The organism is Acidovorax sp. SRB_14 (assembly GCF_012932145.1).
GTDB lineage: Bacteria > Pseudomonadota > Gammaproteobacteria > Burkholderiales > Burkholderiaceae_C > Simplicispira.
In genome coordinates this window covers 79,454-100,516 of record NZ_MWOK01000012.1, presented here as the reverse complement: position 1 = coordinate 100,516, position 21,063 = coordinate 79,454, and the positions used below count along the sequence as shown (strand labels likewise).

General features: G+C 68.2%; 15 protein-coding genes. 6 read left to right on the top strand and 9 right to left on the bottom strand.

The genetic code is table 11. From position 1 onward, the window contains the following. Positions 1-11: 11 nt before the first annotated feature. Genes B2J86_RS11325 through nosZ form a run of 4 tightly spaced genes read right to left on the bottom strand, consistent with a single transcriptional unit; the run spans position 12 to position 6,810 of the window. Positions 12-944, bottom strand: coding sequence for an ABC transporter ATP-binding protein (locus B2J86_RS11325; RefSeq protein WP_173025616.1), 933 nt, complete (start codon positions 942-944; stop codon positions 12-14). Next, on the bottom strand, positions 919-2,196 hold the full coding sequence (locus B2J86_RS11320) for a nitrous oxide reductase family maturation protein NosD (RefSeq protein ID WP_173025615.1): 1,278 nt from the start codon (positions 2,194-2,196) through the stop codon (positions 919-921). The genes B2J86_RS11325 and B2J86_RS11320 overlap by 26 nt, the downstream gene beginning before the upstream one ends. Beyond that, positions 2,193-4,817 (bottom strand): NosR/NirI family protein, encoded by a 2,625-nt coding sequence (locus B2J86_RS11315; RefSeq protein ID WP_173025614.1) that lies wholly within the window; start codon positions 4,815-4,817, stop codon positions 2,193-2,195. The genes B2J86_RS11320 and B2J86_RS11315 overlap by 4 nt, the downstream gene beginning before the upstream one ends. 58 nt (positions 4,818-4,875) lie before the next feature. Beyond that, positions 4,876-6,810 carry a TAT-dependent nitrous-oxide reductase gene (gene nosZ, locus B2J86_RS11310; RefSeq protein WP_173025613.1) on the bottom strand — a complete coding sequence of 645 codons (1,935 nt, stop codon included), beginning with the start codon at positions 6,808-6,810 and terminating at the stop codon, positions 4,876-4,878. Between the two features lie 685 nt (positions 6,811-7,495). Here nosZ and B2J86_RS11305 point away from each other — a divergent pair. Both B2J86_RS11305 and B2J86_RS11300 read left to right on the top strand, forming a co-directional pair. Beyond that, positions 7,496-7,906, top strand: a complete 411-nt coding sequence (locus tag B2J86_RS11305) for a cytochrome c5 family protein (protein ID WP_173025612.1) — start codon at positions 7,496-7,498, stop codon at positions 7,904-7,906. 13 nt (positions 7,907-7,919) lie between these two features. After that, the gene (locus B2J86_RS11300) at positions 7,920-8,954 is read left to right on the top strand and encodes an FAD:protein FMN transferase (protein WP_173025611.1); all 1,035 of its coding nucleotides are present in this window, start codon (positions 7,920-7,922) and stop codon (positions 8,952-8,954) included. Between the two features lie 34 nt (positions 8,955-8,988). Here B2J86_RS11300 and rsmA read toward each other — a convergent pair whose 3' ends face one another. From rsmA to B2J86_RS11285, 3 genes are read right to left on the bottom strand one after another with little or no spacing between them, the layout of a single operon-like run. Next, complete coding sequence (gene rsmA / locus B2J86_RS11295) at positions 8,989-9,759, bottom strand: 16S rRNA (adenine(1518)-N(6)/adenine(1519)-N(6))-dimethyltransferase RsmA (RefSeq protein ID WP_173025610.1); 771 nt, start codon at positions 9,757-9,759, stop codon at positions 8,989-8,991. Next, the gene (locus B2J86_RS11290; RefSeq protein ID WP_169168135.1) at positions 9,756-11,153 is read right to left on the bottom strand and encodes a peptidylprolyl isomerase; all 1,398 of its coding nucleotides are present in this window, start codon (positions 11,151-11,153) and stop codon (positions 9,756-9,758) included. Before B2J86_RS11290 ends, rsmA begins: the two co-directional genes overlap by 4 nt. Positions 11,154-11,157: 4 nt before the next feature. Beyond that, a complete protein-coding gene (locus tag B2J86_RS11285) occupies positions 11,158-13,590 on the bottom strand; it encodes an LPS-assembly protein LptD (protein ID WP_371736446.1) in 2,433 nt (810 codons plus the stop codon). A gap of 105 nt (positions 13,591-13,695) precedes the next feature. Here B2J86_RS11285 and B2J86_RS11280 point away from each other — a divergent pair, with 105 nt between their 5' ends. From B2J86_RS11280 to B2J86_RS11270, 3 genes are all read left to right on the top strand, one after another. Continuing rightward, complete coding sequence (locus tag B2J86_RS11280) at positions 13,696-14,835, top strand: aminoglycoside phosphotransferase family protein (protein WP_173025609.1); 1,140 nt, start codon at positions 13,696-13,698, stop codon at positions 14,833-14,835. Positions 14,836-14,904: 69 nt separating this feature from the next. After that, positions 14,905-15,624: a 16S rRNA (uracil(1498)-N(3))-methyltransferase gene (locus tag B2J86_RS11275; RefSeq protein WP_169168138.1), complete on the top strand. Its 720-nt coding sequence runs from the start codon at positions 14,905-14,907 to the stop codon at positions 15,622-15,624. A 280-nt stretch (positions 15,625-15,904) separates the two neighbouring features. Then, positions 15,905-17,068: a diguanylate cyclase gene (locus B2J86_RS11270; RefSeq protein ID WP_254068066.1), complete on the top strand. Its 1,164-nt coding sequence runs from the start codon at positions 15,905-15,907 to the stop codon at positions 17,066-17,068. Positions 17,069-17,121: 53 nt separating this feature from the next. Here B2J86_RS11270 and B2J86_RS11265 read toward each other — a convergent pair whose 3' ends face one another. Continuing rightward, positions 17,122-18,432 carry an acyl-CoA dehydrogenase family protein gene (locus B2J86_RS11265; protein ID WP_169636176.1) on the bottom strand — a complete coding sequence of 437 codons (1,311 nt, stop codon included), beginning with the start codon at positions 18,430-18,432 and terminating at the stop codon, positions 17,122-17,124. A 160-nt stretch (positions 18,433-18,592) separates the two neighbouring features. On the opposite strand from B2J86_RS11265, the gene B2J86_RS11260 reads away from it, so the two are divergent. Beyond that, positions 18,593-19,342, top strand: coding sequence for an SOS response-associated peptidase (locus B2J86_RS11260; protein WP_173025608.1), 750 nt, complete (start codon positions 18,593-18,595; stop codon positions 19,340-19,342). A gap of 9 nt (positions 19,343-19,351) precedes the next feature. On the opposite strand, the gene ubiD is transcribed toward B2J86_RS11260, so the two are convergent. Continuing rightward, complete coding sequence (gene ubiD / locus B2J86_RS11255; protein WP_173025607.1) at positions 19,352-20,836, bottom strand: 4-hydroxy-3-polyprenylbenzoate decarboxylase; 1,485 nt, start codon at positions 20,834-20,836, stop codon at positions 19,352-19,354. Positions 20,837-21,063: the final 227 nt, after the last annotated feature.

Sequence of the window (21,063 nt, the reverse complement as noted above, 5' to 3'; positions counted from 1 at the left end):
GGGGTGGTCCTTCAATCCGCAAAGCCGAAGAACACGTCTTCGAGCGAGGGCTCGTGCATCTGCAGGTCGCGCACGCGCGCGCCCAGCGGGGCCAGCGCAGCGAGCACCGCCATCTTGTGTTCGCGCAGGCACGACAGGCGCAGGCCGGTGGCGCTGTGCTCGGCCACGGTGCCCGTGGCCTGGTGCAGCGCCTGGGCCACGGCCGGCGCGTCGGCCGCATCGAGCTGCAGCTCGAAACGCAGCGGCATCTGCGTTTGCTCGCGCAGCGCCTGGACGCTGCCCAGCGCCTGCAGCTTGCCCGCCGACAGGATGGCCAGGCGGTCCACGCGCTCCTGCAGCTCGGCCAGGATGTGCGAGGTGATGACCACGGTCACGCCTTGCGCCTGCAGGCCGCGCAGCGTGGCATAGAAGTCGCGGATGGCCTGCGGGTCTAGGCCGTTGGTGGGTTCGTCGAGGAACAGCACCTGGGGCGCCCCCAGCAGCGCCTGCGCGAAGCCCAGGCGCTGGCGCATGCCTTTGGAGTATTCGCGCACCGGGCGCTGGCCGGCGTGCGCCAGCCCCACGCGGTCGAGCACGCCCTGGCATAGCCCGGCCGGCGCACCCTTGAGCCGCGCGAAAAAGCGCAGCGTCTCGAGGCCGCTCAGGTTGTCGTAGAGCACCACGTTCTCGGGCAGGTAGCCCAGGTGGCGGCGCGCAGCGCGAAAGCCGCGCCCGCCCACCTGCGCACCGCCCAGCCGGATCTCGCCGGCGGTGGCGGGCACCAGGCCCAGCATCATCTTGAACAGCGTGCTCTTGCCCGCGCCGTTGTGGCCGATGAGGCCGAAAATCTCACCGCGCGCGATGTCGAGGTCGACGCCGTCGACCGCATGCAGAGCGCCGTAGTGTTTGGCCACGCCGCGCAGCGAGACCGCGGCGACGTTACTGACCGGGGAAATGCTTGCCACGCCATTCACTCCAATGTTGGTGGGTCGGCTGCATGCGCGGCTTCGGGTCGACGACCGAAGGCACGCGCAGCAGCGGAAATTGCTGGCCCACCAAGCGCAGCGCCTGCACTGCGGGGCTGGCCAGCAAGAGTTTGAGGCTCGGGTGGCGCCAGGTCAGGCGGTCCACCATGTCGTTGGCCTCGTAGGGCACGTCGCCCACACCGTCGCCATTGCGGTCCCAGCCCAGGTAGTTGCTCCAGTGGTTGCCGCTGTCCTGGCCCCAGCGCTCGTCGCGCGCGCCGACGTAGCGCACCTGCTCGCGGTTGCCGATGAAGTCGTTGCCCTCGACCGCATTGCGCGTCGAGCCGGCCGACAGGTGCACGCCGACGGCGTTGTCGACCACCAGGTTGTTCTTCAAGGAGGCGTATTCGACGTCGTAGATGAAGAAGCCTCGGTTGTTGCCGGCGACCACGTTGTTCTCGACCACCGCGTCCTGCACCGAGCGCAGCATGATGCCGTGGTCGGAGTTGCCCCAGGCGCGGTTGCCGCGCACCACCTGCTCGCGCACTTCCATCAGCGCCAGGCCGCCGCGGTTGTAGTAGGTGTCGTTGTCCTCCCAGACGTTGTGGTAGGACGTCATGTAGTGCGTGCCGTAGCGGCTGTGGTGCAGCCTGTTGCCGCGGAAGATGGCGTGGTGCGAGACGTCCACGTAGAGCGCGTCGCGCACGAAGCTGATGTTGTTGCGCAGGATCTGCGCGCGCTGGGTGTTGTAGAGCTGGATGCCGTTGCCCCGCTGGGCCGAGGCGAAGTCGCGCTTGCCGGTGATCAGGTTGCCCTCGATGCGCACGTCGTTGGCCTTCTCGATCCACAGGCCGAACAGGTTGTAGGTCAGGTCGCAGTTCAGCACCACGGCGCGGTGCGCGCCGGGGTAGAGGTAGATGCCGGCGTTCTGCTCTTTCAGGCTGCCGCCCGAGTCGCGCACGATCAGGCCCTCGATGCGCACGTCGGCCGCGGTGACACGGATGGTGTCGCCGGTCTGCCCGCCGCTGAGCGTGGGGCGGCCCACGCCGCGCAGCGTGAGCGGCTTGTCGATGCGCAGGTTGGCGCGGTAGAAGCCGCGCTGCACCTCGACCTCATCGCCAGGCGCGGCGGCGTCGATGGCGGCCTGCAGGTCTTGCCCGGGCTGCACGCTGTGCGTGGCCGCGTGCGCCGCGTGCCAGGCAATCAGGCCCAGCAGCGCGACACGGGCCAGGCGCGGCAAAAAGGGCTTCATGGCAGCAACCAACCCAGGGACTTGAGCACCAGGAACAGCGCCGCGCCCAGCATCAGGTTCTTGAAGCCCACGTAGCTCACCATGTCCACCACGCCGGCCACGCGGTACTGGTCACGCCACCACGGACCGTCCTTGACGTAGCGCTTGCCCGACAGGCGGATCAGCACCTCGTAGACGCTCCAGCCAAACCACCAGCCGATGATGGCGCCCGAAGAGAGGCTGCCCAGCGCCGCCATCACCCAGGCCACGCTGGCCGCGATGGCCAGCGAGATGCCGGCGATCTGCAGCGCGCGCTGCGAGCGCCAGCCCTCGGCGCTCCAGGGCCACAGGTGGTCGCGCACCTCGAGCCAGAACCACGCCAGGCCGCGCGCGCCGTTCTTGTGCGCCGGCAGCATGGGCGGCGTGGGCATGCGCGGGTCGGGGCCGTTCACCGCCTTGGCGCTGATCTGTGCCGTGAAGCTGGTGTCCGGGTGGATCGGGATGAAGTAGCCGTTCTTGCCGATCGGCGTGAGCTCCAGGCCGTCCTTCTCGCGGCGCTTGCGCTCCTTGGCCAGCGGCGGACAGGCCTTGGTGTCGGTGTACAAGACCATGCAATCGAGGCAGTGCAGGCACTCGCGGTGGTCGATGCGGCCGTCGGCGTCGATGGCCTGCGCGCCGCAGCCCACGGCGCAGGCCTTGCAGCTGTTGCAGTCCTGCTTGCGCTTCAGACCGAACCAGCGAAAGGTGCTGGGCATGGCCAGCGATGCACCGAGCGGGCAGATGTACTTGCAGTACGGCCGCTCGATGAAGATCGACAGGCCCAGGATGGCGGCGACGAACAGGCCGTAAGGCCAGGGGCGGTTGAGGACACCCACCAGGAAGGTGGTCTTGAACGGTTCGACCTCGGAGAGCTTCTCGGCCAAGCCCATGGAGAACATCGAGACCGTGATGAGGCCAAAGAAGATGATGTACTTGAGCCACTTGAGCCGGTCGTGCCAGCGCTGCGGCACCTGCGTCTGGAAGCGCTTGAAGCCGATCTTGCGTGAAATCTTGAAGATGGCCTCGGAGAGCGAGCCAAACGGGCACATCCAGCCGCAAAACAGCCCGCGTCCGAACAGGAACACGGTGACGATGATGAAGATCCAGAACAGGAAGATGAACGGATCGGACAGGAACAGCGACCAGGTCCACTTGAACAACAGCGAGTGAAACCAGGTCAGCACCTGCGTGATGGACGGCTGCGCCATGGCACCAAAACCGACGAACACGATGCTCAGGCCCCAGGCGGTGTACTTGAAGGCGTTCACGGGCCACTTGTTCTTGTGCGTGGATTTGCGCGTGAGCGTTTCGCGGTAGGCATAGACCACCGCGACGGCGACCAGCAGCACCGCAAACAGCACAATTTCGACGGCGCGCGACTTCCAGATGCGCACCCAGGGTGCGTCCGGCTCGACCACCTTCGGGCGTCCGCCTTCGAGGGTGGCGGCAGGCAGCCAGTAGGGGCTGTCAAAGCTCGTGAAACTGCGCGCACCCGTGGCCCGGTCGACGCGGTTGCCCAGGAAACTGAGCTTCCACGGATAGGCGGCTGAGAAGGACGGTGAGCGGATGATGAAAATGGCCGATTCGTTGAACGATGGCGCGCCTGCGGCCTCGATGCCGTACAGGTTGATGGCGTCCAGGTCGCGGAAGGTGAAGGCGTCGGCACCCTGGCGCACCTGGATGCGGTCATAGATGCCACCGCGCACAAAGCCCGAGCCCTTGAACGACTCGGCACCCCGGGTGCGGATCACGAAAAGGGCGCTGTCGCCCTCTTTGATCTGCATGCGCAGGTTGTTCCAGCTGTTGTCTCCCAGCACGCTTTTGCCGATGTCGGGCTGGTTCAGGTCACCAAACCACAGTTCGATGAAAGGCTCAGGGCCGCGTTCGAGTCCAACCTGCTCGGGCAAGACCTGCAAGCGCTGTACGGCTCCCTGCTTGACCAGCTCGTCCCAGGTAAAGCGCTTGCCCGTGACCACATAACGGGCCGGATCGCGCACCGTGGGCGCCAGAATTCCGACCTGGCGGGCGACGGCCGAGCCCGAGGCCATCATGACCTGGTTCTGTGCAATGACCGTGACGGTGGCGCCCGAGATGGCATCCAGCCCGAGCACGCCCTCGTCGGGGCGCGACTGGCCGACCTCGATCTTGTCGGCCACCGATTTGCCCAGGTACTGGGCGTTGAAATTGAGCAGTGCCGACTCGGGAATGCCGAGCAGCAAGATGGGTTCGGAGTGCTTGAGCACCTTGACACCGACGAACACGCCCTGGGTGTCCATGCCGATCAGCGTGACCACCGGCTTGCCGGAATAGGCGGGTGTGTCGGTGATGTCGGTCGAGAGCATCACATAGCCGAGCAGCTTCTTGTCGGCGCCCGCATGGTCATAGGCCTCGACATAGGGCGGCTGGCCCTTGCGTTCGGAGAAATGGCGCGCGCCCGGAAATACCTCGGCGCACGGCAGCAGCGCGCACATGTCGGCGGCGCTGGCGAGCCCGGCGGGAAGCTCGGCTTCGTAGGCGTTGGCCTGAACGCGGGGCGCAAACAACGCAAGAACGAGAAAAAAAGCGATCCCGAAGATCGCAACCCTTTGGCGTAGCAAAGTCATCACGCTTTCCTGTAGATGGGGTGCCGCGCGCCTGCGCGGCACCCCTCAGGGCCTGGTATCAGGCCTCGACGATCATGCGTGTGCGCATTTCCAAATGCAGTGCATGGCAAAAGTGGGTGCAATAGCACCAGTACACGCCGGGCTTGTCGGCGACGAAGGTCACCGAGGCCGTCTCCATCGGGTTGACGATGAAGTTGACGTTGTATTTCGGGATGGCAAAGCCGTGGGTCAGGTCCTCGACCTTGTCGAGGTTGGTGAGGATCAGCGTGACCTCATCGCCCTTCTTGACCTTGAATTCGCGCAGGCTGAAGGCCGGCGCTTGCGAGGTCATCTTGACGGTGACCTTCTTGCCATTGCGCGTGACGCCGCTTTCTTTGGAGTCGCGGATGGCCAGCGGGAAATCATCGTGCGAATACACCTGCTTGGGTCGCACAATGTCGCGCTTGAAGATGATGAAGTCGTGGGGCTCGCCGCGCACCGGGTGGTCGGCCAGCAGCACCATCTTGTCGCCCGAGATATCGATCAGCTGTTCGTTCTCGGGATGCAGCGGACCCACCGGCAGGAAGCGGTCTTTCGAGAACTTGCAGCCCACCGCCATGTATTTGCCGTCGGCCGCCACGGTTTCGGAGTGCGAGGCGTTGACGTGGCCGGGCTGGTACTGCACGTCGAGGCGATCGACCACATACTTGGCATTCTTGTCGCCAGCGTGCGCCTTGATGGCCGCTTCGATGTTCCATTTCACCATCTGGCTGTCGAGGAACAGCGTGGTGTAGGCGTTGCCACGGCCGTCAAAGGCGGTGTGCAGTGGACCCAGGCCGACTTCGGGCTCGGCCACGATGGCGTCGTCGAGCTTTTCGGATTTGCCGTCGAACCAGTCGAGCACCTTGGCCAGCTCGATCACCGTGCAGGTGGGCGAGAGCTTGCCGGCGCAGATGAAGTACTTGCCATCGGGCGTGGCGTTAACGCCATGCGGGTTCTTCGGCGTGCTGACATAGGCCGTCAGCGCGGTCTTGGGGTCCTTGTTGGACGCGCGCGTACCGTCAACCACGGGCACCTTGGAGTCGCCGAAGGTCCTGAATTTGCCGGCCTTGACGGCCTCTTCGATGCGCGCAATATTGAAGAACAGGCAGGCATCGCGCTCGGACGACATCATGTCCTCGTAGTGCACGCCGTTTTCAATGTTGTACTGGTTGGTGGCGGCCAGCTTGCCGTCGTACGAGGTGGCGGTCAGGTCGCAGTTGCCGTCGATCAGCACCTGCCAGCGCACTTCCATGCTCTCGGCATCGACGCAGCTGAACATGGCACGGTATTTTTCTGCCGCTTCCAGGTCGGCGCCGGTGTTGGGCAGCGGAATGTGGAACTCGGCGCCACAGAACACGCGCGTGGTGTAGTTGATGGCCGGGTCGACCGGATCGCGCTTGTCCGGGAAAATGCCATGGAAGCCCTGCACGTTGGGCAGCTCGGTGATCTTGTCGCAGACGAAGTAGTCGAGGCGGATGCGCGCGATACGGCTGTTGATCTTGTCGTTGATCCAGGCGTAGCGGCCGTCGTAGTTGCCATCTTTGTACGAGGCATGCGTGTGGTGCGAATCGGCCACCGTGTACTTCAAGCTGCCATCGGGCTTGGTGCCCATGATCTTCTTGGATTCGTTGGTCACGCCCCAGCCGACCAGCGCATCGGGCACAAAGCAGGGAATGCGGTGGATCTCACGGCCCGAGGGCAGGCCCAGCACCCGCATGTCGCCGGTGTGGCCGCCGCTCCATAGGCCGTAGTAGGTGTCGAGTTCGCCCGGCTTGAGGTGCGTGGCATTGGCACTGGCGTGTGCGCTTGGTGCTGTTCCTGGAGCTGCCGCTGGCGTTGCGCCAGCAGCAGTGGCCGGCTTGTCGTTGCAGGCGGCAACGCCGGCAGTCAACCCGACCAGGGCGGCCGTGTTGATGAAACTACGTCGACCCAGGCCGGTCGTTTTGGGGAGGCTCTCTCTTTTCTCGTTCACGGTTTTACCTTTTTAGGATGGGCTCAGGAAAAAAGGGGGGCCCGCGCGCCGGCAGTGGTGCTGCCGCGATAGCGACGACGGGAGAAGCAGGAAGATGCGCTGAGAGGTATGTCCGTACCGCAAACACCTGGAGCAATGCCAAAGTGGTAACCAGCGGAGCGGCAGCAATCAGACACAGGGGCAATCATGGTTCTACGTATCAGCATCTGCGCTGGCGACTTCGGTATGCACGACCACCTTGGCCATGCCCGAGAAAGCGCAGACGGTTTCCGTGGCTTGGGGCTTCACCAGGGGCGATGCCACTGCTTCCCCGTGGGCCAGCGCAAACCATACCATTACCCACAAGCGCAACGTTGTTAGTGCTCTGAGGGTTTTCATGGTTGACAAGTTTAGAGTCATGCAAAATGAATCAATTGATTTAGATCAAGCATCGCTTTGGGCGGAATGCATGCATCTGGCTTGATCAAATTACATTACCTGAACAGATTTTGTAGAACGATGGATTCTCCTTATCATTCTTATCGGCCCTGTCAAAGCGCCGAATCCGGCCAGTCCGTGATGTTTTCCAGGCCGCTTGCGTGCAATCCAGCGCGCAACGCACTCGGGCTGCGTTCTGTCCAGCAACCGCTTCCTGCAGTGGCTTGGCAACCAGCTTTTTTCAATTCATCTCAGCACGAAAGACTCCATGAAAAAAAAAATTAGCCTCGTAGCCACCGTAACCCTGTCTCTTTTCCTGGTTGCGTGCGGCGACAAAAACCAGACGCCCACGACCGCAGCACCTGCGGCCCCGGCAGCTGCGCCCGCACCAGCGCCAGCGCCAGCAGCCGCCCCGGTCGCGGAAAACAGCGTCGGCAAGAGCGTGTACGGCAAGACCTGTGCGCTGTGCCACTCGGCAGGCGTGGCCGGCGCGCCCAAGCCCGGCGACAAGGACGACTGGGGCCCGCGCATCGCGCAGGGCAAAGACACGCTGTACAAGCACGCGATCGAAGGCTTCACCGGCGCCAAGGGCATGATGCCGCCGCGCGGCGGCGGCTCGAGCCTGACCGACGACGAAGTCAAGGCCGCCGTCGACTTCATGGTTGCCCAGTCGATGTAAGCAGGAGATGGCCATGCACGGAACGAACCGGCCTCTTGGCCTGACACGGCGGCGCATGGCCCTGGCGCTGCCCCTGCTGGGCGCCGCTGCCTGGCTGCCTTCGGCGGCCAGTCCCCAGGCCACGGTGCAGCGCGAGGCCAAGGCCTTGATGGGCACGCGAGTCACCCTGGTGGTCGAAGGCGAGAGCGACGCCACCGTGCGCGCGGCCATGGCGCACGCCTGGCGCGACATGGAACGCCTGGCGGCCCTGATGACGCGCTACGAACCCGGCAGCGCCGTGAGCGCGATCAACCGCGCAGCCGGACGGCGCGCCGTGGCGGTGCCGGCAGAACTCATGGCAGTGCTGCAGAGCGCACAACATCTGGCCGCGCAAACGGACGGCGCCTTCGACATCACCGTGGGCGCCCTCCGGGCCTGGCATTTCGATGCTGGCCAGAGTGCGCTGCCCTCTGCGGTCGACATCGAAGCCCAGCGCCGCCTGGTCGGCTACCGCGGGCTCGAACTCGATGCCCGCGCCGGAACCGCGCGCCTGGCGCGCAGCGGCATGGCGCTCGACCTGGGCGGCATCGCCAAACTGCCGATTCTCGAAGCAGGCATGGAGACCCTGAAGCGCCATGGCATCGCCAACGCCCTGATCGACGGCGGCGGCGACGTGCTCGTGGCCGGACAGCTGCGCGGGCGCCCCTGGCGCGTGGGCCTGCGCGACCCGCGCGCGCCAGAGCGCGTGCTGGGCGTGCTGGCGCTGCAAGGCCAGGCCCTCGTGGCCTCCTCGGGCGACTACGAGCGTTTTTTCATGGCGCAGGGCGAGCGCCAACACCACATCCTCGACCCAGCCACCGGCCGGCCCACGCACGGGCCGCACGGTGTGAGCCTGCTGGCAAGCGACGCCGCCAGCGTCAACGGCCTGGGCGCCGCCATGATGGTGCTGGGCAGCGAGGGCGCGCGCGCGCTGCTGCGCGGCCGGCCGCAGGTGCAGGCCCTGGTGGCGGAGCGCGACCAGCGCCTGTGGCGCACGCCGGGCATGGCGGCCGCGCTGCAGGCGGCCTGACAGGCGCGTGCGGCCGCAGCGCCGCGCGCTTGCCCTATGCGGGCGCGGACAGGCCGGCGGCCAGCGCCGTGTACTCGTGCACCGGCACCTCCTCGGCGCGGCGCTGCACGTCGAAGCTGCCGGCAAAGCCGCGCGCCTCGAGCCAGCGCCCGAGCGTGTGGCGCAGCAGCTTGCGCCGCTGGCTGAAAGCCACTTGCACCAGTTCTTCGAGCAGTTGGGGCGCCATCGCCACGGGCGCGGCGCGCGGGAGCATGCGCACCACGGCGCTGTCCACGCGCGGCGGCGGATCGAAGCTCTCGGGCGGCACGAACAGCACGTTGTCCATCGCGTAGCGCCACTGCAGCATGACCGACAGGCGGCCATAGTCCGACGTGGAAGGGTCGGCCACCATGCGGTCGATCACTTCTTTTTGCAGCATGAAGTGCTGGTCGGCGATCACGTCCACATGGCCCAGCAGGTGGAACAGGATGGGCGTCGAGATGTTGTACGGCAGGTTGCCAACCACTCTTATTTTAGGAGCACCCAGCGCTTGTGCCACCTGCGTGAAGTTCACTTTGAGCACATCGGACTCGATCACGTCGAGCTGGCCGTGCAAACGCAGGCGCAGCGCCAGGTCGCGGTCGAGCTCGATCACCGTGAGGCGCCCCAGGCGCTCGACCAGGGGCTGCGTGAGCGCCGCCAGACCCGGCCCGATCTCGACCATCGGGTCGCCCGGCTGCGGCGCGATGGCCGCGACGATGGCGTCGATGATGCCGTGGTCGGACAGGAAATGCTGGCCGAAGCGTTTGCGCGGGATGTGCTTCACTGCGGCGCTTCCCGGTATTCGACATAGGCGCGGCCGCGCAGTTCGCGCGCCCAGTTGGCGTAGGCCTCGTCGAGCTTTTTCTCGCGCACGATGTCGCGCACCATGTCGCGCTGCTCGCGCTGGCCCAGCTTGACCTCGCGGCGCTCGAGCAGCTGGATCAGGTGCACGCCAAAGCGCGACACCAGCGGCTCGCTGATCTCGCCGGGCTTGAGCGCATTCAGGGCCTGCTCGAACTCGGGCACGTAGCGGCCGGGCGTGGCCCAGCCCAGATCGCCGCCCTGCTTGGCGCTGCCGTCCTTCGAATACTCGCGCGCCAGCTCGGCAAAGTCGGCTTGGCCGGCGAGGATGCGGCGGCGGTAGTCGGCCAGGCGCTGGGCCGCGGCCGTCTCGGACAGCTGCGGCCCCGTGGTCAGCAGGATGTGGCGCGCATGGCTTTGCACCGCCATGGTGGCCACGCCGGCCTGTGCCCGCTCGACTACCTTGAGCACGTGAAAGCCCGCGCCCGAGCGCACCGGGCCGGCGATGCCGCCCACGGGCAGCGCGCGCGTGGCCTCGACAAACAGCTCCGGGTAGCGGTCGGCGGGGCGCAGGCCCATGGCGCCGCCCGTGGCCTTGTCGGGCGCATCGGAGGTTTCGCGCGCCAGCGCGGCAAAGTCTTCACCGGCGCGGGCCTTGTCGGCCACCGCCTGCGCGCGCGCCTGCCGCTGCGCCACCTCAGCGGCGCTGGCGCCCTCGGGCACCGCCACCAGCACCTGGGCCAGGCTGATCTCGGCGTTGGCGGCGGGCGCGCTCGTCTGCTGGTCGCGCAGGTACTGGTCGACGTCGAGCTCGCTCACCCGCACGCGCGACTCGATCTCGCGCTCGCGCAGGCGCTGCAGCAGCAGCTGGTTGCGCAGCTCTTCGCGAAAGCGCTCGGGGCTGATGCCATCGGCCGCAAGACGGCGGTGCATTTCGTCGATCGAGGCACTGTTTTGCCTGGCCACGGACTGCTCGGCCTGCTGCACGGCGAGGTCGTCGACGCGCAGGTTCAGTTCGCGCGCCGCCTGCAGCTGCGCTTTCTCCAGGATCAGGCGTTCGAGCACCTCGCGCGCCACCAGCTCGCGCGGCGGCTGCGCGCCGCCCTGGCGCGCCAGCTGCTGCTCGACCCGTTCCAGGCGCACGCGCACCTCGTGGTTGGTGATGGGTTCGGAATTGACCACGGCCACGATGAAGTCGGCCTGGCGCACTGCGCTGGCGTTGCCTGGGGCGGGGGACGGCACGGAAGGGGGTGCCGAGAGGGCCCGGTTGAGCCCCTGGCTGGCAGTGCCCGAAGGGCGCAGGCCCTGCGCTGCGGCACCCTGGAACAGGAAGGAAACGAGGCAGGCAAGGCCCAGGGCGAAAACACGGTGGTTCATGGTCTCAATCGTAATTACTGAAGCGGCTGGGCGGGCTGACCTGCTCGCGCAGGTACTGGTAGCGCGGGATATTCTGCTTCAGGCTGGTGAGCGGGTTGGCGCCCAGGCTCAGGCGCGAAAAACCGACGAACTCGAGCTGGAACAGCAGCCGCGTGTTGGCCGAGACGAGGCTGCTTTGCAGGCGCTGCAGCACCACGCGGCCGATCCAGCAGCAGCCGTCGTATTCGAAGCCGACCACCGCATCGACCAGCTTGCGGTCGGGCAGGCTGTAGTTGAGGCGGCCCACGCTGTACCAGCGCCCGCCGCCCTGACCGCGCCCGGCGCCGAGGTCCTGCCCTTTGTCGCCCCAGAGGTCATTGATCGGCCACTGCCAGCCCACGTCGATCTGTTCGCTGCCCACCAGTTGCGTGCTGGTGGCACGCTGCAGGCGGTAGGCGGCGCTGATGGTGCGGTAGGCGCCGGGGCTGTAGCGCGCGCTGACCGTGGAGCGGATCGAGCGCTGCGTCTTGGGGTTGAACTGCACGGTCGAGTCCAGGCCCCACTGCGGCGTCCACTGGATGCCAGCGCCCAGCAGCAGGTCGGACAGGCGGTCGTTGGCCGCGACCTCGCCGGGCAGCGTGACGTTCTGGTCGGAAAAGCGCACGCGCTGCGCGACGCCCAGGCGCACTGCCTCGGCACCGGTGCCGGGGTCGAGCAGGCGTGTCGTCACGCCCAGGGTCAGCAGGTTGTTGTCGGCGATGCGGTCCTGGCCGCCGTAGGCGTTCTCGGTGTAGATGGTGGCGAAGTTGAAGTCGTTGGCCGCCGTGTCGTAGACCGGCAGCAGGCGCTGGTCGCGGAACGGCGTATAGGTGTAGAACGCGCGCGGCTCGAGCGTCTGCGTGAACGCGCGGCCGAAGTAGCGTGCGTCGCGCTCGAACACCAGGCCGCTGTCGAGGCTGAAGGTGGGCAGCACGCGGCTGGCCGAGCGCGCGCCGTTGGCCAGCGGCGTGTCGAGCGCGTACTGCGTGGCGTGCAGCTGCAGGCGCGGCGTGACAAAGCCTGCCGGGGCGAGAAACGGCCGGCTGATCTGCGCCAGGGCATAGCTGCGCGTGGCGTTGGGCTGGCGCGTCAGCAGTGGATCGGCATGAAAGCGCGTGGCGTCGGCCTCGACGCTGGCGTCAAACCCGCCCGCGAGATTGCTCGGCGCATAGCGCCAGTGCAGCTGCGGCAGCCGGTCGTAGGGCGGCACGATCGGCGCGAGCGGGTCCTGCAGGGTCTGCCACTTGAGCGTGCGCAGGCTCAACGACATGTCGCCGCGCCCCCAGTTCAGCGACGCGTCGCCCGGCAGCAGGCGCTGCGTGAGCGGGTCGGTGCTGCCGATGGTGCGCGTGTTGAAGTCGCGCCAGTAGTTGTCGTCGCTCACGCGGCTGAGGTTGAGGTTCAGCCCCAGGTTGCCCACGGGCGAGGCCACGGTGCCGTTGTGCTGCAGCGTGTAGCTCCAGCGGTCGTGCTGGCGCAGGCGGTCCGAGGGCATGTAGTCGGCGCGCACCAGGCCTTTGTAGGTCGGCTCCAGGTAGCGGAACTCGCCGCCGGCGTTGATGCCGCGCTTGGCCATCAGCGTGGCATGGAAGGTGGCGTCGCGGTTGGGTGCGATGTTCCAGTAGTAGGGCTGGTCGTACTCGACGCCATTGACGTTGTTGATGCCGATGGTGGGCGGCAGCAGGCCCGACTTGCGCTTGTCCGACAGCGGAAAGCTGATGTGCGGAATCGGCAGGATGGGCACGCCCTTGAACTCGAGCACCGCGCCATCGGCCGTGCCGACCTCTTCCTCGTTGTCGAGGTGGATGGTCTTGGCGCGCAGGATCCAGGCGGGCTGCCAGCTGGCCTCGTCGTTGCGCTGGCAGGTGGTGTAGGTCGCGTTGTGCACCACGGCGCGGTCGCTGTCGATGAAGTCCACGCGCGTGGCCTCGCCATGCGCCTGCGTGGCCAGGAAGCGGTAGCGCGCATCGGTGAAGAAGCCCGAGAACGCGTTGACATACAGGTCCAGCGCCGAGCCCTCGTAGACATTGCCGGCGCGGTTGATGCGCACCTGGCCGCGCGCCTTGGCCAGGTCGTCGGGCACGCTGTATTCCATGCGGTCGGCGCGGATCACGGTGTCGGCGCGGCGCAGCTCGGCGTGGCCCTCGATCACGGTGTCGATGTCGGGCTGGCCGGTGATGCGGTCGCCAAAGACGAACACCGGCATCTGCGCGCGCACGGCGTCGGGAAGGGTTTCGCGCAGCATGGGGCTGGCGCGCAGGGCCGCAGGCGGCGCGTCGGCCACGGCGGCGCCCTGCGCCAGGGCGGCCAGCGGCAGGCCGCACAGCAGGCCCGCAGCCAGCTGCGCCAGCACCGTGCGCTGGGGCGCCAGGGCGCGGCGGGTGCGGGGCCTCACGGTCGGGGAGAGTCGGCGGTGCAGGTCGGGCAAGGGAGTCGGTCCATGGAGTCGGCGGGCGGGAGCGCAGGCTGCGTGCCCGCCAGCCACCCGTGCCGGGCGGGCCGGGTTTGTAAAATCGGATTATCCATGAGCCACCCCGCCTCCCCCACGCCCGCGGCCCTGCCGGCCGCACCCGCCCCGCCCTTCCCCACCACCGTGGACTGGCCCGACGCCGCGCGCCGCGCCGCCTTCGAGGCCTGGCTCGCGCCGCTGGTGCCGGTGCACGGTTTGCAACGCGCCAGCCTGCGCCCGGCCTCGGCCGACGCGAGCTTTCGCCGCTACCTGCGCATCGACACCGGCACGCCGGGCGCCAGCTGCATCGTGATGGACGCGCCGCCCGACCAGGAAGACTGCCGCCCCTTCGTGCAGGTGCAGGCGCTGCTGCAGCAGGCCGGCTTGAGCGTGCCGCAGATCCTGGCCTGGGACGAGGCGCAGGGCTTCATGTTGCTGTCGGACCTGGGCACGCAGACCGTGATCGAGCGGCTCGACCCCGCGCGCCCGCAGGACGCCTACGCCTGGTACCAGCAGGCCACCGACACGCTGCTGCAGTGGCAGCTGGCGTCCCGCCCCGGCGTGTTGCCCGCCTACGACGCGGCCCTGCTGCGGCGCGAGCTGGCGCTGTTCCCGGACTGGTACGTGGCGCAGCACCGCGGCGCCACGCTGGACGCCGCGCAGCAGGCCGTGCTCGACCACGCCTTCGACCGCATCGTCGCGCACAACCTGGCCGCGCCGAGCGTGTTCGTGCACCGCGACTTCATGATGCGCAACCTGATGGTGCCGCAGCAGCCCGGCGGCCCGCTCGGCGTGCTCGACTTCCAGGACGCGGTCTACGGCCCGATCACCTACGACATCGCCAGCCTGCTGCGCGACGCCTTCATCAGCTGGGACGAGAACTTTGTCATCGACATTACCGTGCGTTACTGGGAAAAAGCGCGCAAGGCCGGCCTGGTGGGCGCGCACAGCGCCAGCGGCTGGGGCGCCGACTTCGGCGAGTTCTACCGCAGCGTCGAATGGATGGGCCTGCAGCGCCACCTCAAGGTAGCCGGCATCTTTGCGCGCCTGACGCTGCGCGACGGCAAGCCCAAGTACCTGAAGGATGCGCCGCGCTTTCTGCACTACATCCGCACCACGGCCGACCGCTACCGCGAGCTCGGCCCGCTGCTCAAGCTGATCGACCAGATCGAAGGCATTGAAACCGCCACCGGCTACGCCTTTGGCCGCGTGTGAAGACATTTAAGCCAAATCGGCCTCTAACGCTTACCCGGCTTGCGCAAGCAGCTATCAAAAGAGAACTGCATGCCCCGCTTCCACTGCCCTGTTGAGCTCGCCACCGGCTTTGAAATCGACCTGCCCGCGGGCGCCGCGCGCCATGTGCAGGTGCTCCGCCTGCAGCCGGGCGACGGCATCACGCTGTTTGGCGACCGCGCCGGCGGCGAGTGGGACGCCACCGTCACCCACATGGGCCGCAGCAGCGTACGCGTGCAGGCCGGCGCGCACCACGCCACCGAGCGCGAGGCGCCGCGCGCCATCCACCTGCTGGCCGGCATCACGGCCAACGAGCGCATGGACTGGCTGGTCGAGAAAGCCACCGAACTGGGCGTGGCCAGCATCACGCCGCTGCTGGCCGAGCGCAGCGTGCTCAAGTTGAAGGGCGAGCGCGCCGACAAGAAGCTCGCCCACTGGCAGGCCGTGGCCGTGGCCGCCTGCGAGCAGTGCGGGCGCAACCGCGTGCCCGCGATCCACCCCGCGCACAGCCTGGCCGACTGGCTGCGCAGCGCGCCGGCCGACGCGGGCCAGCGCCTGCTGCTGTCGCTGCGCCCGGGCACGCAGCCGCTGCACGCGGCGGCGCCGGGCAGCGCTCCCGTGCTCTTTCTCTCGGGCCCCGAGGGCGGCCTGTCGGGCGCCGAGGAAGACCTGGCGCTGCAGCACGGCTTTGCGCCGGTCACCTTGGGCACGCGCGTGCTGCGCGCCGAAACCGCGCCGCTGGCCGCACTGGCGGCGCTCACGCTGCGCTAAGTTTTTACTTAAATCGTCCTCAAACGCTTGCTGGGCCAGCGCTGAATGCTTTTCTTGCAATAGCAGAACCCAGCCCCCGCACCGCAAGCAGGTGCGGCGCCTGCGCCAAACGGCGCCGCCAGGCGCCCGCTTGGCCCGCGACCACGGCGGCGCCGTGGTCACGCAGGCAGCTTCCCCTATTGCCACGGGCGAAACATTTGGCACAATTTGTCACATATGCAGCGCAGCGCACACCCTGCCTGCCACGCCCATCCATTTCCCTCCCACACAAAGGACAGGCATGCCCCTTGGCAAGCACGGCAAGGCGCTGACGGATTGGCTACTGACCACCGACCCGCACCAGCGCATCCGCATGGCGATGGCCGGCTCTGCGGGCCTGTTGGTGCTGGGCTGCATGGTCCTCATGAACCTGATGGCCATGGCCGGCCTGATGCGCCAGGACTGGACGATCTGGTGGACGCTGGCCACCGGCTGCGGCCCGGTAGCGGCGATCCTGCTGATCCGCAGCGGCCGCACGCGGCACTGGCGCGACCCTGCGCTCACGCAGTTCCAGATCCGCTATGCGCTGGCCTGCACGGCGGCGGCCTATGTGCTGGCCGGTCAGGCGCGCGGCGGCGTGCCGGTGATCCTGTCGTTGATCCTGGTATTTGGCATCTTCGGCATGTCGGCGCACCAGATACGCTGGAACATGGCCTATGCGTTGCTGCTGTTCAGCGCGGCGTTTGGCCTGGTGGCCTGGCTGGACGAGCCCGGCCGCATTTCGGCGCTGGAAGCGGCCAACGCGGCCATCACCGTCATGGTGCTGCTGGGCAGCACCTTTTTGGCGATGCGCCTGCAGAGGATCCGCGCCCACGTGGCGCGGCAAAAGCTTGAACTGACGCGCGCCATGGCGCTGATCCAGCAACTGGCCACGCACGACGAGCTCACCGGCCTGCCCAACCGCCGCCACATGATGGCGCTGCTGGAGGCCGAGCACCTGCGCAGCCAGCGCGACGGGCGCGTGTGGATGGCCGCGCTGCTCGATGTGGACCTGTTCAAGCAGGTCAACGACACGCACGGGCACGCCGCCGGCGACCAGGTGCTGCAGGCCTTTGCCGCCACGGTGCGCGCGGCGGTGCGCGGCACCGACGTGCTGGCGCGCTGGGGCGGCGAGGAATTCCTGCTGCTGCTGCACGACACAGAGCCGTCCGCCGCACGGCCGGTGCTCGAGCGCGTGCGCGAGGCCGTACGGGCGCAGGATGTGGTGGTGCAGGGCCAGCGGGTGGGCATCACGGTGTCGATCGGCGTGGCCGCGCGCACGCCCGGCAAAAGCGTGGTGCAGCTGCTGGAGCAGGCCGACCAGGCGCTGTACCAGGCCAAATCGCAGGGGCGCAACCGCGTGGTCGAGGCCGCGCCGCCGCCCGCGCCCGCCGCGGCGGCGGTGTCAGACATTGCGGTGTTTTAGGCCTGCAACGCCCGCCCGCACAGCGCTGCGCGCTATTGATTCAAGAGCAGACTTCAGCGGATGCGCGGCGCCGCCTGCAGCTGCTCGGGCGTGGTGAACCAGGCGCTGCCAGCGCCGGCGCGCGCCCGTGCCTGCGCCAGTTCGTGGCGCGCCACGCTGCGCAGGTGCACCTCGTCGGGCCCGTCCATCAGGTGCAGCGCGCGGCCCCAGCTCCAGAACTGCGCCAGCGGCGTGTCGGGCGACAGGCCCATGGCGCCGAACACCTGCATGGCGCGGTCGACGACGCGGCTTTGCAGGCGCGCCGCCACCACCTTGATGGCGGCGACCTGGGTGCGCGCCTGCGCCGCGTCCACCGCACCGCCCTGGTCGAGCAGCCAGGCCGTCTGCAGCACCAGGAGGCGCGCCTGGTCGATCTCGATGCGCGACTCGGCCAGCCAGTCCTGCACGTTGGAGAACTGGGACTCGTAGCGCCCGAACATCTGGCGCTCGAGCGTGCGCTCGGCCGCCAGCTGCAGCGCCAGCTCGCACTGGCCGATGGTGCGCATGCAGTGGTGCACGCGCCCCGGCCCCAGGCGCGCCTGCGCCATCGCAAAGCCCGCGCCCCAGTCGCCGAGCACATGGTCGGCCGGCACGCGCACGCCCTGCAGTAGGATTTCGCAGTGGCCCTCGGGCGCATGGTGGTGCAGCACGCTGATGTTGCGCAGCACCTGCACGCCGGGCGTGGCCAGCGGCACCAGCACCATGCTGTGCTGCCGGTGGTGCGCCGCGGGGTCTGCGCCCTCCCCTTGCAGGCCCGCCGCGCCGGCGTTGCGGCACATCACGACCAGCAGCCGGCAGTGCGGGTGCGCCGCGCCGGTGATGAACCACTTGCGCCCGTGGACCACCAAGGTGTCGCCCTCGCGCCGCACCGTGGTCTGCAGGTTGGTCGGGTCGGACGAGGCCACGTCGGGCTCGGACATGGCGAACGCCGAGCGCATGCGGCCGTCCAGCAGCGGCGCGAGCCACTGCGCGCGCTGGGCGGCGCTGGCAAAGCGGTGCAGCAGCTCGATGTTGCCGGTGTCGGGCGCACTGCAGTTGAAGACCTCGGCCGCCCAGGGCAGGCGGCCCATGGACTCGGCCAGCGGCGCGTAGTCGAGGTGCGACAGGCGCGTGCCGGGCTCGTCGTCGCGCAAGGTGGGCAGGAACAGGTTCCACAGCCCTTCGTCGCGCGCCAGGGCCTTGAGGTCTTCGAGGAAGGGCGGCGGGTAGACGCCGTCCTGCACGCTGCGGTGCCAGGCCGCGTTGTAGGGCAGCAGGTAGCGCTGCAGGAAGGCATCGAGGCGCTGGCGCAGTTCCTGCGCCCGGGGGGTGTGGGCAAAGTCCATGGGATATTTTCAAAGCTGTGCGCAGCGCTGTCACAACGCAGGTGACAGCGGCGATGGTCCGCCAAGATGCTCTTATTTTGATAGCTTTCAGCGCATGCAGGATAAGCTCTGGAGGCCTTTTTCATCGAAAGCCTGCCGCCTGCCCGGGTACGATCCGCGCATGAGCACCCATTACGAGACCCTGGCGCAGGCCACCAGCTACCGCGAGGCGTTCGACGTCGCGCCGCCCGAGGCCGCGCCCGAGCGCCACATGCGGCCGCGCAAGAGCGGCTTCTTCATCCGCGCGGCGGCCCCGGCGGCCACGCCCGAGGGCGCAGCACCCGGCACGCCGCCCGACGCCCCGCCGGCGCCTGCCGCCGACACCGCGCCGCCCGCGCGCGAGCTGGTCGCCGCGCAGTGGGGCCTGGTACCGCACTGGGTCAAGTCGGCGTCGGACGGCCGGCTGCGCGCGCCCAAGCTGGTCAACGCCGCTTCGGAATCGGTGTCGAGCACGCGCGCCTTCCGCGACGCGTGGCTCGCCGGGCAACGCTGCATCGTGCCGATGGCGGCGTTCTTCGAAGACGACTGGCGCAGCGGCAAGGCCGTGCCCACGCGCATCTCGCGCGTGGACGGCCAGCCCCTGGGCGTGGCCGGCCTCTGGGCCGTCTGGACCGGCCCCGAGGGCGAGCAGCTCATCAGCTACACCCTGCTGACCATGAACGCCAACAACCACGCACTGCTGCGCCGCTACCAACCGCCGGGCAGCGAGAAACGCATGCCGGTGGTGCTCAATGAAGGCGCCTACGGCGCCTGGCTGAGCGCGCGCACCGAGAAGGCCAAGGAGTTCATGCGCCAGTACCCGGCCAACTGGCTGGCCGCCAACCCGGTCGAAACCAAGGCCGACAAGGTGCCCAAGGGCCTGCTGGGCTGAGAGCCGGCTCTACAGCCCCAGCGCATCCCCGAGCAGCTTCATCCGCGCCGCCACGGCCGCGTCCATCGCCATGGGCCGGCCCCATTCGCGCTGCGTCTCGCCCGGCCATTTGTTCGTCGCGTCCAGCCCCATCTTGCTGCCCAGGCCGCTCACGGGCGAGGCAAAGTCGAGGTAGTCGATCGGCGTGTGCTCGACCAGCATCGTGTCGCGCGCCGGGTCCATGCGCGTCGTCATGGCCCAGACCACCTCGGGCCATGAGCGCACGTCCACGTCCTCGTCGACGACGACGATGAACTTGGTGTACATGAACTGGCGCAGGTGGCTCCACACGCCCATCATCACGCGCCGCGCGTGGCCGGGGTAGGCCTTGCGGATGCGCACCAGCGCCATGCGGTAGCTGCAGCCTTCGGGCGGCAGGTAGAAGTCGACGATCTCGGGGAACTGGCGCTGCAAGAGCGGTATGAACAGCTCGTTGAGCGCCACGCCGAGCACGGCCGGCTCGTCGGGCGGCTTGCCGGTGTAGGTCGAGTGGTAGATCGCGCCCTTGCGCAGCGTGATGCGCTCGACGGTGAACACCGGGAACTCGGCGCATTCGTTGTAGTAGCCGGTGTGGTCGCCGTACGGCCCTTCGAGCGCGTGCTGCCAGCCGCTCGCGTGGTGGGCGTCGGGCTGGATATGGCCTTCGAGCACGATCTCGGCCGAGGCCGGCACCGACAGCGGCACGCCGAGCGCCGGCACGGTCTCGGTGCGCGCACCGCGCAGCAGGCCGGCGAACTGGTACTCGGACAGGCTGTCGGGCACGGGCGTGACGGCGCCCAGGATGGTCGCCGGGTCGGCGCCAATGGCCACGGCCACCGGGTAGGGCTGGCCGGGGTTCTGCTTGCAGTGTTCGGCAAAGTCGAGCGCCCCGCCGCGGTGCGCGAGCCAGCGCAGGATGAGCTGGTTGCGCGAGAGCACCTGCTGGCGGTAGATGCCCAGGTTCTGCCGCTTCTTGTGCGGCCCGCGCGTGATGACCAGCCCCCAGGTGATGAGCGGCGCCACGTCGCCGGGCCAGCAGTGCTGGATCGGCAGGCGCGCCAGGTCCACATCGCTGCCCTCCCACACCACGTCCTGGCACGGCGCCGAGCTGCGCTCCTTGGGCGCCATGTGCCACAGCGTCTTGAGCAGGCCGCCCATGCCGGCCATGTCCTTCAAGCCCTTGGGCGCCTCGGGCTCCTTGAGCGCGGCCAGCAACTCGCCAAACGGGCGCAGTCCGGCGACGCTGTCCACGCCCATGGCGCGCGCGACGCGCTCGGGCGTGCCGAACAGGTTGGCGAGCACGGGCATGAAGTGGCCGGTGGGGTTTTCAAACAGCAGCGCGGGGCCGCCAGCGCGCAGCACGCGGTTGCACAGCGCGGTCATTTCGAGGTGCGGCGAGACGGGCTCGGTGATGCGGCGCAGGTCGCCGGACTGCTCCAGCTGGGCGATGAAGTCGCGCAGGTCGTGGTAGGGCATGGGGTTTGTTTTTCGGGGTGAATCGGGGGCTGGCGCTTGTGGGGCTTATGTTGGTAGCTATCTTTTTATTCTTGTCGCTGCGTTCCGTTCAATTGAGTGGCTGTGCGCTTTTTGCTGAGGGTGGAGGCCGGGCCTCGCCCCGGCGGGCGAGGTACTTTTCTTTGCTTCGCCAAAGAAACGTAACCAAAAGAAAGGCGACCCGAAGTCTGCGACCCCTGCGCTTCGCT